At 59.7% G+C, this 14,391-nt stretch carries 17 protein-coding genes; 11 read left to right on the top strand and 6 right to left on the bottom strand.

The window, feature by feature from the left end; all coding sequences use genetic code 11:
* Positions 1–37: 37 nt before the first annotated feature.
* Positions 38–1,173, bottom strand: a protein-coding gene (locus BMZ42_RS17295; RefSeq protein WP_091525065.1) for an IS3 family transposase whose coding sequence is annotated in 2 segments (ribosomal slippage) — positions 38–921 and positions 921–1,173 — 1,137 coding nt in all. Because the reading frame shifts where the segments join, the coding sequence is not laid out codon by codon here.
* A 34-nt stretch (positions 1,174–1,207) separates the two neighbouring features.
* Here BMZ42_RS17295 and BMZ42_RS18525 point away from each other — a divergent pair.
* On the top strand, positions 1,208–1,450 hold the full coding sequence (locus tag BMZ42_RS18525) for a cupin domain-containing protein (protein ID WP_420492484.1): 243 nt from the start codon (positions 1,208–1,210) through the stop codon (positions 1,448–1,450).
* Between the two features lie 26 nt (positions 1,451–1,476).
* Complete coding sequence (locus tag BMZ42_RS17305) at positions 1,477–1,968, top strand: hypothetical protein (RefSeq protein WP_091525069.1); 492 nt, start codon at positions 1,477–1,479, stop codon at positions 1,966–1,968.
* 17 nt (positions 1,969–1,985) lie between these two features.
* Here BMZ42_RS17305 and BMZ42_RS17310 read toward each other — a convergent pair whose 3' ends face one another.
* A complete protein-coding gene (locus tag BMZ42_RS17310) occupies positions 1,986–2,861 on the bottom strand; it encodes an amino acid ABC transporter substrate-binding protein (protein ID WP_175556781.1) in 876 nt (291 codons plus the stop codon).
* A gap of 97 nt (positions 2,862–2,958) precedes the next feature.
* Between BMZ42_RS17310 and BMZ42_RS17315 the strand changes: the two genes are divergently transcribed.
* The 4 genes from BMZ42_RS17315 to BMZ42_RS17330 are packed head-to-tail and all read left to right on the top strand — an operon-like array spanning position 2,959 to position 7,650.
* A complete protein-coding gene (locus BMZ42_RS17315) occupies positions 2,959–4,515 on the top strand; it encodes an ABC transporter permease subunit (protein ID WP_091525075.1) in 1,557 nt (518 codons plus the stop codon).
* Positions 4,512–5,219, top strand: coding sequence for a hypothetical protein (locus tag BMZ42_RS17320; protein ID WP_091525077.1), 708 nt, complete (start codon positions 4,512–4,514; stop codon positions 5,217–5,219). Before BMZ42_RS17315 ends, BMZ42_RS17320 begins: the two co-directional genes overlap by 4 nt.
* Positions 5,216–5,653, top strand: coding sequence for an ATP-binding protein (locus BMZ42_RS17325; protein ID WP_091525080.1), 438 nt, complete (start codon positions 5,216–5,218; stop codon positions 5,651–5,653). Before BMZ42_RS17320 ends, BMZ42_RS17325 begins: the two co-directional genes overlap by 4 nt.
* A complete protein-coding gene (locus tag BMZ42_RS17330; RefSeq protein WP_091525081.1) occupies positions 5,650–7,650 on the top strand; it encodes a PP2C family protein-serine/threonine phosphatase in 2,001 nt (666 codons plus the stop codon). The genes BMZ42_RS17325 and BMZ42_RS17330 overlap by 4 nt, the downstream gene beginning before the upstream one ends.
* On the opposite strand, the gene BMZ42_RS18180 is transcribed toward BMZ42_RS17330, so the two are convergent.
* Positions 7,588–8,160, bottom strand: coding sequence for an STAS domain-containing protein (locus BMZ42_RS18180; RefSeq protein ID WP_210185244.1), 573 nt, complete (start codon positions 8,158–8,160; stop codon positions 7,588–7,590). The genes BMZ42_RS17330 and BMZ42_RS18180 overlap by 63 nt on opposite strands.
* 46 nt (positions 8,161–8,206) lie before the next feature.
* Between BMZ42_RS18180 and BMZ42_RS17340 the strand changes: the two genes are divergently transcribed.
* Genes BMZ42_RS17340 through BMZ42_RS17350 form a run of 3 tightly spaced genes read left to right on the top strand, consistent with a single transcriptional unit; the run spans position 8,207 to position 11,525 of the window.
* Positions 8,207–8,902: a carbonic anhydrase gene (locus BMZ42_RS17340; RefSeq protein WP_091525086.1), complete on the top strand. Its 696-nt coding sequence runs from the start codon at positions 8,207–8,209 to the stop codon at positions 8,900–8,902.
* A gap of 32 nt (positions 8,903–8,934) precedes the next feature.
* On the top strand, positions 8,935–10,647 hold the full coding sequence (locus BMZ42_RS17345) for a solute carrier family 23 protein (RefSeq protein ID WP_091525088.1): 1,713 nt from the start codon (positions 8,935–8,937) through the stop codon (positions 10,645–10,647).
* 5 nt (positions 10,648–10,652) lie between these two features.
* Positions 10,653–11,525: a class I SAM-dependent methyltransferase gene (locus tag BMZ42_RS17350; RefSeq protein WP_091525091.1), complete on the top strand. Its 873-nt coding sequence runs from the start codon at positions 10,653–10,655 to the stop codon at positions 11,523–11,525.
* A gap of 71 nt (positions 11,526–11,596) precedes the next feature.
* On the opposite strand, the gene BMZ42_RS17355 is transcribed toward BMZ42_RS17350, so the two are convergent.
* From BMZ42_RS17355 to BMZ42_RS17365, 3 genes are all read right to left on the bottom strand, one after another.
* Entirely contained in the window at positions 11,597–12,454 is an 858-nt protein-coding gene (locus BMZ42_RS17355; protein ID WP_091525093.1) for a siderophore-interacting protein, read from the bottom strand.
* Positions 12,455–12,873: 419 nt separating this feature from the next.
* Positions 12,874–13,215, bottom strand: a complete 342-nt coding sequence (locus tag BMZ42_RS17360; RefSeq protein WP_210185245.1) for a ParB/Srx family N-terminal domain-containing protein — start codon at positions 13,213–13,215, stop codon at positions 12,874–12,876.
* A gap of 85 nt (positions 13,216–13,300) precedes the next feature.
* A complete protein-coding gene (locus BMZ42_RS17365) occupies positions 13,301–13,705 on the bottom strand; it encodes an HNH endonuclease (protein WP_244523320.1) in 405 nt (134 codons plus the stop codon).
* Between BMZ42_RS17365 and BMZ42_RS18460 the strand changes: the two genes are divergently transcribed.
* Positions 13,692–14,132 (top strand): hypothetical protein, encoded by a 441-nt coding sequence (locus BMZ42_RS18460; RefSeq protein WP_175556782.1) that lies wholly within the window; start codon positions 13,692–13,694, stop codon positions 14,130–14,132. The genes BMZ42_RS17365 and BMZ42_RS18460 overlap by 14 nt on opposite strands.
* Positions 14,133–14,160: 28 nt before the next feature.
* Positions 14,161–14,391: transposase (locus BMZ42_RS17375; RefSeq protein ID WP_139208002.1), on the top strand; the 231-nt coding region annotated here is incomplete at its 3' end.

A 14,391-nucleotide genomic window follows, 5' to 3' on the forward strand; every position in this document is an offset into this window, starting at 1 on the left:
CAGCTTGGCGGCTTTGCTAAGGTGGATCCGGTTGTTTCTACGCCGCCAATTGCTCCGTCATTTCTGCCGTAGCATAGACCTCATCGGGTGTCCTGCCGTCGAAGGCTGAGTGCAGCCTTCGACGGTTGTAATAGTCGATCCAGGAACCGATGCCGCTGCGCGCCTCGCTGCCGGTCTCGAAGGCATTGAGGAAGACGCATTCGTATTTGAGGCTGCGCCACAGCCGCTCGATGAAGACGTTGTCCATCCAGCGGCCGCGCCCGTCCATGGAGATGCGGATGCCGGCATCCTTCAGCGTCGTCGTGAAGGCGAAGCTGGTGAACTGGCTTCCCTGATCCGTGTTGAAGATGTCGGGCCTGCCATGGCGGGCGATCGCCTCTTCGAGAGCGGCGACGCAGAAGTCGGCATCCATCGTGTTCGACAACCGCCAGGCCAGGACCTTACGGCTGAACCAGTCCATGATGGCGACGAGATAGAGAAAGCCACGCCGCATCGGAATGTAGGTCACGTCGGCGCACCAGACCTGATCGGGCCGCGCGATGCTCAGATGCCGCAGCAGATAGGGATAAATACGGTGCTGCGGATGCGGCGCGCTGGTCTTCGGCGCCTGGTAAATCGGCGACAGACCGATCTTGCGCATCAGCCGCCGGACCCGCTTGCGGCCCACACACCAGCCTTGGCGCCGCAGATGCCGCATCATCTGCCTGGAGCCATACCAGGGCGTTTCCATGAACGCCTCGTCGATGACGCGCATCAGTTCAAGGTTTTCGGCCGTTTCACTGGCGGGCTGGCGATAGAACGAGGCCCGCGAGATCGAGACCAGTTCGCACTGGCGGCGGATCGAGAGCCGGTTGTGATCGGGATCAATCATCATTCTCCTCCGATCCAGGCTCAGCGATCGAAGGCTTTGGCCAAAAAATCCCGCTCGACGACGAGCTGGCCGATCTTGGCGTGCAGCTTCGTCACCTCGGCTTCCCGGCCGACCTGCGCATCCGCACCCTTGTCGTCGAACGCCTTGGCCAGATTCTCGATAGCTTGCCGTTTCCACTGCGTGATCTGGTTCGGGTGAAGCTGGTGCTTCGTGGCCAGTTCCGAAATCGTCCGCTCGCCGCGGATCGCCTCAAGCGCGACCTTGGCCTTGAACTCGGCTGAAAACCGTCTGCGTGTCTTCATGCTGGATCGTCCTTCTCATAGGAAGATCCACCTTATGCCCCTGTCTCAAAATCCGGGACCACCTCTGTCCGGTGCGGCGGATTTTGACGTCGGGGAAGAAAGGCTGCATGCCCGCAATGGCGATGTCGTGATCGTACCGGCACATATGCCGCACCGGTTTACAAATAGCGGTGACGAAATTCTGGCCATGGTGTGCATTCATGCCAGCGGGCGGATCGTGCAACAGTTTCTGTGTGCCCCGGATGTTGATCTTATTGCCAGGGCCGGGTCAGAATAAGCATTGCGCGTGAGGAGGACGCATCGATGAAGCGGTTGATGTCGAGCCTGGCTTGCATTGGCCTGTTGGCTCCTGGGCTAACCGACCCCGCCCTTGCCTTGTCCTGCGACTTCCGGGACCGCGTAGAGCGCACATTTGCCCTGCATCATGCGCAAGCCGAGCGCTATATTGTCGGCCATGGCATACTCGTACCTGATGAGCCCGTACCTGTTTTCAATCAGGACACCCAGCTTCTTGAACCCGACCGGATCGGGGCGCGATTTGAAGGAAGACTTGCCAGCCCGCGCGGTTTCACTGGCAGCACGGCATTCAAGGTAAGTGTGTCGATCAAATGCATGGTCGATGCCTGCGGTATTGTGCCCGTGGATCGTCCGGCACTGATGTTCATCCGGGATGATGGCGGAAATTATTCTGTGACCACCGATTATTGTTCTGGCGGCATTTTGAGCGATCCCACCGAAGAAGAGATGATGCGCCTGCTCGATTGCCTGAGAGGCAATGCATGCGATGCACCGTAGAATATCTGGATCGCGTCTTACTGGGCCCAGATATCCCCCCGCAGCAGATAATCGCGGGTGCTGCGGTCCATCGGGTAGGGCAGGACACCATCGCGCCCGAACCATTGGTCGTAGAGCTGCATATAGTCACCGCGATAATCGCGCAGCCCTTGCATCAGGTCGACAATGGTGGCGTTGACAAAATCACGCCAGGCGCTGTCATTTTGCGGCAGGATGCACGCCATCGCCTCGCTGCTGAGAGGCTCGATGCGCGGCAGCAAGACAACGCTCTGATCCGCGGCAAACTGGCGTGAAAGCCCGAGCAGAATGACGCCGACATTGGCGATGCCATTGATCTCGCCGCTGCGCAATGCAGCAAAGGCTTCATCCATGGAAGGATAAGTCAGGGTCTGCACTCCGGGCAGCGCTTCTTCAAGGATCGAACCGGTCGTGGTGCCTTCGGCAATGCCGATAACCATGTCCTTCAGTTCCGGCACGTTATTCAGGGTCTCGCGAAAGGCCAGGACACGGGTTCCATCGCGAAAGAAGGGAATGGAAAAATCCACCACCGCTTCGCGCTCCCATGTCGGGGTGGCAATTTCGCAGATGATGTCAAGTTCACCATCCTCGACCTTGTTGATCCGGTTTGCAGGTGTGACGACCGTCATATCAAGCTCGATTTTGCGACCGAGCCTTTCTTCAGCCGCTACACGGATGCGATCGAGAAGATCGACTGAAAAGCCGACGGGAATATTGTTCTCGTCACGAAACCCGAACGGGGCCACATCCGCGCGCGTGCCAGCCCGCAACACGCCAGTTCGGGCCAGCTCCGACAGGACATCCGCCGATGCCATGCAGGGCACAAGGAATGAAAGCAGCGCAGCAAGCAGCGCCGAGGAAATGAATTGTGACAAGCCGGGCTCCCGTTTCACGACTTTTCCAACCTGAAGCATAATCGTTCATAAATCCCTAGATGCTATCCATCGCTATCTCAATCGCCTGGATGCTGGTGTGCTGAAGCGGATTATTATTGTGTCGGTGGCGCTGGTCCTGCCACTTTTGCTGATCCTTCCGGCGCGCGCGGTCGATCCTGCTGTGATCGGTGAGCGCAGCGAGCTGGTCGTCGGCGTCAAGGCAGATTACCGGCCCTTCGGCTTCCGCGACAAAGAGGGCGAACTGGCCGGGCTTGAAGTCGATATTGCCGCAGAACTTGCCCGAATGCTCGGCGTGACATTGCGTCTGGTGGCGGTAACCAGCTCCGACCGCTTGCAGAAGCTGGCTGCCGGCGATGTCGATATTCTCATCGCGACGCTGGGCGACACCATGGATCGCCGGCGTCTCGTGCGCATGATCGAGCCGGGCTATTATGGCGGCGGCGCCAGTGTTTTGCTGCCAGGCGACAGTTCGATCCGGGTCTGGGACGATTTGAAAGGGCGCGAACTTTGCGGCGTGCAGGGCGCGTTGTGGAACAGGCTTGCCGCAACCAGGCTGCTGGCCGAAATTCGCGCCTTCGGCAGTGTGCGCGATGCCGAACTGGCGCTGCGCGATAAGAATTGCGCCGGCTGGATCTATGATGAAGCAGCGATAAGGGACCGGCTGGCCGATGCGGACTGGGCGGATTACCGGATGCTGGCGCCGGAATTCATTTCGCCCTGGGCGATTGCCGTGGCCAGGGATGGTCCTCTGGCCAGTTTTCTCGACGAAACCGTCGCCATGTGGCTGCGCACCGGCTGGCTCTCCCGGCTGGAAGAAAAGTGGCAACTTCAGCCCTCGACCTATCTGCAACAGGCAGAACTGCGCTGGCGCCAGAAGGATGAAACCGGCGCATGGCGTTGCCAGCTCGATGACAATGCCAGATGGCCGCTTGAATGCCGTGACCTTGACCTGATCCCGGCCCAGGAGCTTGCCGGAATTGGCACTGCCATTGTCGGTTTGCGCGATAGGTTCGGCGTCGATTTGACCCCGTTTTACGACCCGTTCAGCCGCTCGGCCTTTCTGAAGGCGATGGTGACGACATTGTTGCTGGCAATTGCAGCCGTGATTGGCAGTCTGGCGGTTGGCATTGCCGGTGGTGCGATGCTGCGCAGCCATGCGTGGCTGCTGCGTTTTCCGGCGCAGATGCTGACGACTTTCTTTCGCATGACGCCACCCTTGTTGCAGCTTTATCTGGTCTTTTTCGGCATAGGCGGGCTGTTGGCGGCGCGCGGGATGACGCTCGATGCGATCTGGGTGGCGATCATCGTATTGTCGCTTTATGCCGGCGCTTCCAACGCCATCGCCATTGCGGAAGCAGCGGCTGCGATACCGGTCGATGCACCGCAGCGCCCGCGCCGTATCGCGACGCTGGCATTTCCGGCGGTGATGGGCAGTTGCATCAACATCGTCAAGGCAACGGCCATGGCCAGCGCCATTGCCGTCGGCGAACTGGTCCATGCCAGCACTTCGATCATTGCCGATTACGGCAATGTGGGTGTGATGATGAATATCCTGCTTGCCTGCTATGTCGCGCTTGTCATCGCCGTTGTCTTCGCATTCAGCCTGTTTGAAAAGAAAGTGCTCGAACGATGACAGCAGCGCAGGCACTGGAAATGCTGATGGTCTGGACGCCGTTTCTGGCGGAAGGGTTTTTATGGAACATCCTTGTTTCCATCGCCGCGATGGCCATTGGAACCCCGATTGGCATTGTGCTGGCGCGGCTGCGCCTGGCCGGTTCGCGCACAGGCGCATGGCTGACACATGCGGCGCGCCTGCCGCCGACCTTCGTCCTGATCTTCTATTTTGCCTATATCCTGCCGCGCGAGATCAGCCTGGCTGGCGTTGAAATCCACTTTGCCGCCTGGTTGAAGGCAGCGCTGGCGCTGGCAGTGGCCGTAATTGGCTTCGTTTCCGATAATGCGCTTTCCTCCTTGCGCCATCTCAGGCGCGGCGAACGCATTGAGGCGCTTTATTTTCTGCCCGCCTGGACGACCTATTTCGTCATCATCGTCATGGCCTCCTCGACGGCATCGGTAATCGGCGTGCCCGAAATCGTCTATCGCGCCAACACCGTCATTGCCGCCACGGGTGAAGCCGGCGCCACGCTTTGGGTCTATAGCTATGCGATGCTGTGGTTTCTCCTCTTCTGCTGGCCGCTTTCCTGTCTGATGTCGCGAATCCGCGACCGGCTGGAGGGAAGAGGAAACGAAGCTGATGCCAAAGCCTCGCATCATGGGGCCCCACATCATGGGGCCTCGCAACATGGCGCCCCGCAACATGGAGCCTCACAGTCATGACGATCAATGCCGGTCTAAAGCAGCGATTTGAGGTCGAGCCCCTTCTTGATTCAATCGCCATCATCCAGACCGCGATTGACCGCGCCGCTGCAGGGGTGCTCGACAAGCGCCGACTGTTTCAGCTCAATATGGCGGTTGAGGAATTGATGACCAATGTGGTGCGCCATAGTGGCACCAGCGCGGCCGTGGAAGTCTTGATCCAGCAGCAACCGGATGCCTTTCATGTCGAACTTGCCGATCAGGGCCCGCCATTCGATCCGTTCAGCCAGGCGCCGAAACCTGCCCTTGAGGCCGGGCTGGAAGAGCGCCCGATTGGCGGGCTTGGGGTGCATCTGGTCCAGAAGATGCTCGACAAGGTGGAGTATCGCCGCGAAGGGGGCCGCAATCTGGTGACCCTGACCATGAATCTGCACGGCAGCGAGCATCAGGCATGACACTTTCAAGACGCCTTATCCTGATGGTTGCTGCCTGCATTACGCTGGCGGTGATTACACTCAGCCTCGTCTTTGCCTGGCTGGGGCGCACGGCGCTGGTTGAACAGGCGCAATCGCAGGCCCAGGCCGTGGCCCGCATCGTCGCCGAAAGCGCCAGGCTGACGGAAATTTCACTCGATGAGATGCAACAGGTTGTCTCCAACGACCTGACCAATCTGGCCTTTGTGCTGTCGCGGATTTCGGATACGCAAAATCAGGCCCAGGGCACGCTGCTGGCCGAGGTCGCGGCGCGCGGCAATCTGCCAGTGCTGTGGATCGTCGATCGGGATCTCAACATCATCGCCAGTTCGATCGGCGATTATGAACCGCTCGTCAGCGGCGAAAGCCTGCCCGAGGAGCTTTCGCGGCCGGCGCTTGAGGCGCTGGCGCAAGGCAGCCGTTTCAGCCTGCCGCTGGGCGGATCGGCAGATGGCACCGAATATGTCGGGGTTCGCATCGAAGGGGGCGGCGCAGTCATCGCCAGCCAGTCGCTGAATGTGCTGGAGCCGGTGCGCGCCGCCAACAGCCTGCCTGTCCTGCTTGGTGCCCTGCTGAACCAGGATGAAATGCAGGCGATCATGGTGTTTGATGACCAGCAGAACCTGATGGCTTCCGTTGGTGACGATATTGTCGGCGCACCGGCTGAGCGCCTTGCCATGGCGGTGCTGAACACCACTGCCGCGCGTCTGGATGTCTCGACGGACCGAATCATGGTGGCGGCGCCCATCCTCGACACGGCTGGCATTGCCATTGGCGCTACCGTCATTTCGCAATCGCGCAAGCGGCTCAACCAGATGCTGTTCGACTATCTCGTCTATGGCTTTGGCACCGTGGCGCTGGTGCTGGGGGCGGGGATTGGTGCCGCTGGCGTGTTTGCCGATCGTATCACGCGCCCGGTGGCGGAGATGACGCGGGCGGCACGCGAGATGGACGGGCGCAAATTCCACCCTTCAAGCCTCGATGACCTTGCCCGCCAATCCGACGAATTGGGCATATTGGCCCGGGTCTTTCAGGATATGGCGGTCGAGGTGCAGGCGCGTGAAGAACATCTGGAAGCGCAGGTGAAGGCCAGGACTGCCGAATTGCAGCAGAAAAACCTGCTGCTGGAGGAATCGCAACGCCGCGTCGAGGCCGAACTCGATGCCGCGCGCCTGCTTCAGGCGGCGATCCTGCCGCAGGCGCTGCCGGACCATCCGGCCTATTCCGGCAAGGCGACCATGGTTCCGGCGCGTGAGCTTGGCGGCGATTTCTATGATTTCTTCATGATTAATGAGCGCGACCTTGGCATCGTGATTGCCGATGTTTCGGGCAAGGGCGTGCCGGCCGCCTTCTTCATGGCGATTTCGCGCACTGTGCTGCAATCCAGCGCGCGCGGTCTGAAATCCGCCGGTACCTGCCTTGCGCAAGCCAATGATGCGCTGTGCGCGCAAAACCCGATGGATCTGTTCGTCACCACCTTTTACGGCATTCTCAACACCGAGACAGGCGAACTGACCTATGCCAATGGCGGGCATAATCCGCCGATGGTGATCCGCCGGGGCGATGGCAGTGTCGCCGATCTGCCGCGCACCGGCGGTATCGCACTTGGGGTTATCGAGGGGGCGAAATATGCCGAGGCCAGCATCCGCCTGAGTGAAGGCGATACACTCTTCCTCTATACGGACGGGATTTCCGAGGCGATGGACTCCGCCGGCAAGGAATTTACCGATGACAGGCTGCGACAGGCACTGCAGCACAGCCACCACAACAGTGTCGATCTGGTTCTCGATGGCGTGACTGAAGCGGTGGAGGCCTTTGTCGGCCAGGCGGAGCAGTCGGACGACATTACCTGTCTGGTGGTGCGCTATAATGGCGGGCGCAAGGCCAGGCCTTCACGCCAGTCAAAGCCGCGTAATTCAGAGCTGGCCGAGAGCGGCGTCGCGGTTGTCCGCCGTGGTGAGAATGCTGAGAAAGCCTGAAATATCGAAGACATCGCGAATATGCGGCTGCATCCCGGAAAGGATGAACTTGCCGCCATCGCGCTGAAGCTTCTTGGCCACCACCAGGACGACGCGCAGGCCGGCGCTTGAAATATAATCAAGCCTGCTGACATCCATTACCACATGATCGCTGCCAAGCTGCTCGAAGATTTCCTTCTCGACCGCGGCAGAGTTGGTGCTGTCGAGCCGGCCCTGGAGGCCGACAATAAGCGCTTTATCTGTCTTGTCGAAAGTGATGCTCATGATGATCCCGTACTGTTTCCGGCGTTGCGGCGACGATGAAGCCGAAAGGTAAAGATTTCGCGGATATTCGACAATTTGCCCGGATAGCTGCCGCTCTCCCCCGCGTGAGCAGGCTTCGTAGCGCTTCCATCGCTTTGTCGCCAGTAAATAGAGGGGATATTCATAATTCCCGTTCAGATTGCCGGTTCTTGAAGGTCGAGAACAGTTCCGAATCATGGCATTTCTACCCGGCCAGTGCCATGCCACGGGGCTGATGGCAGGAGCTTTCAGACGGTCTATCCGAGGGGAAAAAATGGGCGACGAACATCAACCCGGCTGCGGCTGCCGTAGTATCGACCACCTTGTCGAGGGGGTGAAGGCTTTCAAAAGCAGCAATTACGGCCAGGAACTCGATGTCATGCGCAAGCTGGTCGAGGAAGGCCAGGCGCCGGCCACCCTGATTATTTCCTGCTCTGACAGCCGTGTCGATCCATCCCTGCTGACCAGCGCCAAGCCGGGCGAACTGTTTACGGTGCGCAACGTCGCCAATCTCGTGCCGCCTTATGCACCGGGTGCTTCGCTGCACGGCACCGGGGCGGCGATCGAATATGCCGTGCGTGATCTTGAGGTCGACCATATCGTCATTCTCGGCCATGCCCATTGCGGTGGCATCAAGGCGCTGATTGCCGGGGCCGCAGGCAACCGCATGGAGCGCGACTTCATCAATGACTGGATGGAAATCGCCCTCGATGCCACCAATCTGGTGGTCGATGATCCCGCAGCCGAAGGCGGAAAGCGAAGCGTCACGCTGGAATGGCTCGAAGAAAACAGATTTCTTGTCGAGCGCTCGGCCATCGGCAATTCACTGCGCAATCTGATGGGCTATCCGTGGCTGCGTGAGCGCGTCGAGGCCAACAGCCTGCAATTGCATGGATGGTGGTTCGACCTTGAGACGGGCGATCTGTGGAAAACCCAGCCCGGCGATACCCGGCTTCTGCCCGTTCTTTGATTGGCTGAAGCGTAAACAGTCGAGAGCGGTTCATGCGCCGTCCAGAAACAATTCTTTATTGGACTGACGAGGTTCCGCCACCACGGATCGCGCTTGGCCTTGCGCTGCAGCAGGCGGCCTTTCTGGGTGCGCTTCTGGCTGTCCCGGCCCTGATCGGGCGCGAATTGGGGCTGAATCACGAGCAGATCCTGGCGCTGGCCGGATGCTGCATGATTTATTCGGCGGCGGCGCTGTTGCTGCAGGCATGGGGCCGCTTTGGCATTGGTGCCGGCATCTTCCTGCCGGTGCAGGGAACCACATCCGTCCTGCCGCTTTTAATGCTTGCCGGCGCGACTTCCGGGCTTGGCGGCGGTTTTGGCATGTTCGCGGTCAGCGGCCTGTCAATGATTGTGTTTTCTTTCCTCATCAAGCGCCTGAAGTCGATCTTCACGGTCGAGGTTGCCGGGCTGGCAATGCTGCTGATCGGCGCCGGCATCGGCATGATCGGGCTGCGGCTGATTTTCGGGCTCGACAAGCCCGATGGCACCACACCGCTGAATGTCGCTATCGCCGGCATCACGCTTTCAGTGATGATTATCTGCAATGTCTGGGTCAAAAGCCGGCTGCGCCTGTTTGCCACGATGACCGGTCTTGGCGTCGGTCTTGCGCTGAGCCTGGCTTTTGGCCTGCTCACCCCGGAAAATCTGGCGATCTACCACGAGGCGCGCTGGCTCAAACTGCCCGATCTGCAGCAATTTGGCTGGCGCTTCGATGCCGAATTGCTGATCCCTGCCATCGTGACCGGCTTTTCATTGTCGCTGACCTCGATGGGGGTGCAAATTACCGCCCAGCGTTTCATGGATGCCGATTTTTCCCATCCCGACTTTCTTTCCATCGGGCGCGGCGTGCGTGCCGAGGGGGTGGCGCAGATCCTTGCCTCGCTGATTAATGCCCTGCCCATGTCGGCCAGTGGCGGCGCGGCCAGCCTTGCGCTCGCTTCCGGCTGTACCAGTCGCTATCTCGCGCCCTGGACAGCCGGCCTGTTGCTGCTGATCGCCATCTGTCCCAAGATCATCGTTGCCTGGCTGATCCTGCCGGGTGAGGTTCTGGGCGCGCTGTTCCTGTTTCTGTCTTCCTTTGCGGTCATTGGCGGCATGCAGATGATCGGTTCGCGCATGCTCGACAATCGCCGCACGCTGGCAATCGGCATCCCGTTGCTGGTGTTTCTGGCCTATGGTGATGTCCGCGACGGGCTTGAAAACCTGATGTCGGTCGCCCGCCATTTCGACTTCTCATCCTTTGCCCTGTCGCTGACGGCAGCGGTCGCCCTGCAGGCCGTCTTTCGCATCGGCGTTGGAAGGCGTACGCGCAAAACCTTCCCGGTCGCCGAGACGCATTTTGAAGATATGCAACGCTTTATCGAGGGTCAGGGCAAGGTCTGGGGCGCACGTCATCAATCGGTGAAACGGGCCGAACTGGCATCCTGGCAGGTGTTCGAGCTGTTGATGGACAATCATCTGCTTTCGCCAGATTGCACCTCGGTGGAGCTGGAGACCAATCTCGATGAGCACAATCTGACGATCATCATTCGTTATGATGGCCTGCCGCCCGATATTTCCCTTCGCCGTCCCAGCCCGGAGGAAATGCTTGAAGACGAGGATGCCCCCCGGCGCATGGCCGGCTATCTCATTCGCCGCCTTGCAGATCATGTCCGTACCCGCAGGGATGGCGGGCGCGCGGAATTGCGGCTGACCTTTCGGGATTAAACTTCATGTGCAGGCGCAATCTCAAAAAGGCAGACCTCGATCCCCCCGACAATATCGCGGCCCCATCTGCACTTTCGCCAACGCATGGCAGCCGGGCCGGAGCGGTGATCGCCCGCAGCTATGACCGCTATTTCACCTCCGGTCTTTATAGTTCCCGCTATCCACGCCCGAACACCCGGACCTTGCGCCTGCTGCAGCATCTCCTGCCACTGGGGGGACGGCTGCTCGATTATGGCGCGGGCGAGGGGCGCTATGGCCTGGCTCTGGCGCGTGCGCGCCAAGCGCAGGTGGTGGCTGTGGATATCAGCGATATGGCGCGCACCGAACTCGCCAGACTTTCACGCGCCGCCGGGCTTGAAGCACAGATGAAAATCTGTGGGCCGGACGATGCGCTTTACCGCCAGGAAGTCGCGATCAGGGGCGAATTCGATATCGTGCTGTTTGCCTTCGGCGTTCTTGCCCATATTGCCGGGCGTGAGCGTCGCATCGCCCTCCTGCGCAGCTTGCGGCCAGCCCTTGGAGCTGCTGGCCATCTGGTGCTGGGATTGCCCAATTCACGCCGAAGATTTCGCATCGAACAGGCGGCCATGAAAGGCGCTGTCCAGCCACCCGATTTCGAGGAAGGCGATCTGTTTTATCAACGCCATAGCGAGGATGGCAGCCTCGATCTCTTCTACCATCTGTTCAATCGCGACGAGATTTTCCGCGATCTGGCGGAAGCCGGCTATGAAATTGAACGTCTGACCTGTGAAAGCATTCTGCCAGAAACCGCCGTGACGAGATATGCCGGTCTCGGCCTTGTCGATGATCTGGCCTGCAACATCGTGCCGGTAGACTGGGGCTATGGCTATCTGGTCATTGCCCGCCTTGCTGGATAATTCATCGAGAGACAAAACTGCTCCTGGGCCAGCAAGGGCCGCAGGAGCAATCATGTTTTAAAACAGAAGCCTCAGACGCTGTCCTTGTCATCGAAATTTTCGTGCACGCCTTCCGCACCGCGGCGCCAGTAGCCGGATGCCCGGATCCATTTCGGGTTGGCGCCATGGTTCTCGATCAGTATCTGGCGCAGGCGTTTGGCTGTCGAGGATTCGCACGCAATCCAGCTGTGAAAGTCCCCTTGCGGAAAGGAAATGTCCTTCAGCGCAGCAACCAGCGGCTCGGCCCCGGGAGCGGAGGCACTGCGATGTGCCCAGTGGATCGCGGCATTAGCGCGGGTCTCGAAGGCGATCTGCCCCGCTTCACCCTCGACTTCGGCCACCACGATGACCGGCGCGCCGGCCGGCAATTCCTCCAGCCGCCGGGCGATGGCGGGCAAAGCCGTTTCATCCCCGATCAGCAGATGCCAGTCGAAATTCATCGGCAGGAGGAAGGAGCCTCGCGGGCCGCCAATCACCAGTTTTTGGCCGGGGGCTGCCTGACGTGCCCAGTCGCTGGCCGGGCCACTTTCATGCAGGGCAAAGTCCAGTTCCAGCACGCCGGCAACCGGGTCATGGCGGCGTGGCGTGAAATCCCTCATTGCAGGGCGCGGCCGATCATCGGGAAAGGTCAGCCCTTTTTCGCCCATCACCGGCAGCGGTGGTGCAATTTCGCCCGGTTCAGGGAAAAAGACCTTCACATGGTCATCAAAGCCGGGGCTGTTGAAGCCCTCAATGTCACTGCCGCCAAGCGTAACCCGCACCATATGCGAGGCCAGTTGCACGGTATGCAGCACTTCAAGCAGCCTGAAACGCACCTCATGCCTGACCCGTCGCGGTCGCCGCTCTTCGGCAAGATCGGGCGCAGAAGCACCGGTAAATACGTCGCTCATATCATTTCCAGTAGGTTTCAAAGGGATCTGAGGACCGAAACAGCAAATGGATCGGAAGTCATGGTCACAATCATATATGTATGACTTATCATCCGTGCCATGTTTCCGTTCAAGACAGCGAACACTCCACCCGGCGATCTTGATCGCGGGTGATGACCAGGATCGACGAATGACCTGAGAGCCAGCCTTATGAAGCATTATGCCGGATTGGACATCTCGGCAAAAGAGACCGCAATATGTATCGTGCTGAAAGACCTTGAGCCGGTCGAACCAGTCCGACGCTACGAATGGGGATACCCCGGCAAGATGGTTCACTGCGGAGTGAGACTTGGCTGAAATATTGAATGTGGCACATGGGCGGGAGCAGACCAGGTTGGTGGCGCAGATCTCTGCGGCTCATCTGGTCAGCCACCTCCACATCATGGCCATTCCGGTGCTGCTGCCGCTTCTGCCTGGACAAGCGCGCGACGCTGGATTTCCGACAGACCCGAGAGCACGATGGCCGGCACGGTTTCCATGCCGAGCTTGCGTGCCGCAAGCACACGACCGTGCCCGGCGATCAAGGTGCCATCCTCGGCAATCAGCACGGGATTGGTAAAGCCGAACTCGCGGATCGACCCGGCAATCTCGGCAACCTGCGCTTCCGAGTGCGTGCGGGCGTTGCGAACATAGGGAACCAGATCATCAAGCTTGCGATATTCGACTGCCAGCTCACGCGTGTGGTCGCCCGCGTCGATCGTCACGGTTTCAGCGATTGCCATTTTCCGCATCCAATAAAATCAACAGCTTAGTCATGCCCCCCCCCATCGCCATTTTGGCCACGCATATGCTTTTGGTGGCGCGCGGTCATGTCATTGAAATCGTTAGAGATTTAGACTCCCCCCCCCCGGGGGCCTGCGAGTAGCGCCGCGCATTGCCGAAACCACCATCGCTGCTGGCTGTTTTCCTGCCGTGGCACGACGCACACAGCGCCTGCCAACGGCTTTTGTCCCAGAACAGCGTCTCATCACCGCCATGCGGATCAATATGATCGACGACGCTTGCCGGGCGTATCAGATCATGTCGCTGGCACTCCACGCAAAGCGGATGCTGGTGCAGGAAGGCGGCACGTTCGGTGCGCCAGCGCTTTGAGCGGTAGAGCGCGCGGGCTTCTTGATTGCGACGCCGCGCATAATCCTGGTCGCGCTCACGCTTCTCGCGCCGTCCGACCGGGCGATGGATCGGCGGGCGGACAGGCATGATGGAGATCATCGATGATGATGGTGGTGGTGCCGGAAACGACAACGCCTGCGATGGCTTTCACCGTCGCAGGCGCCACTCTCCCGAGCATAGCCAGAATATACCCCAAACCAGCCGTTTCTGTCCGCTCATGATATGTCCGGCGGACATACTTCGCTCAGCTACGCAGCTGCATGTACAGCGAACATTAACGTCTGGCGGTTCTGCTTGTCGAGAGCCATACAACTTCGGCCGGCTTTCGGCGGTGCTGCGCAACCACAACCGCCTCAATCAACAGATCCAAGGCCTGGCGGGCTTGGACGCTAACTTTGTCGTCACCCTGCAGTTGTTCGAGGGCTCGTTCGAGATGGATGCGGGCAGCCGCATGGTCGCTTTGCATGGCATGTTTTCTCCATCGCCCCTAGGCTCAGGACCCATTGATTTAGAGGAATGGGTGTGATTCAGACGGGCGTATAGGAGCCTGACTGATGAGCAATTTGTTTTGGCTGACGGACGAGCAAATGGCTCGTCTTCGGCCCTATTTTCCCAAGAGCCATGGTCGCCAGCGCGTTGATGATCGACGCGTTCTGAGCGGCATCATCTTCGTCAACCGCAACGGGCTCAGGTGGTGCGATGCGCCGAAGGAATATGGCCCGGCGAAGACGCTTTATAACCGCTGGAAACGCTGGGGCGACAAAGGCATCTTTATCCAGATGATG

The organism is Aquamicrobium aerolatum DSM 21857 (genome assembly GCF_900113935.1).
Taxonomy (GTDB): domain Bacteria; phylum Pseudomonadota; class Alphaproteobacteria; order Rhizobiales; family Rhizobiaceae; genus Aerobium; species Aerobium aerolatum.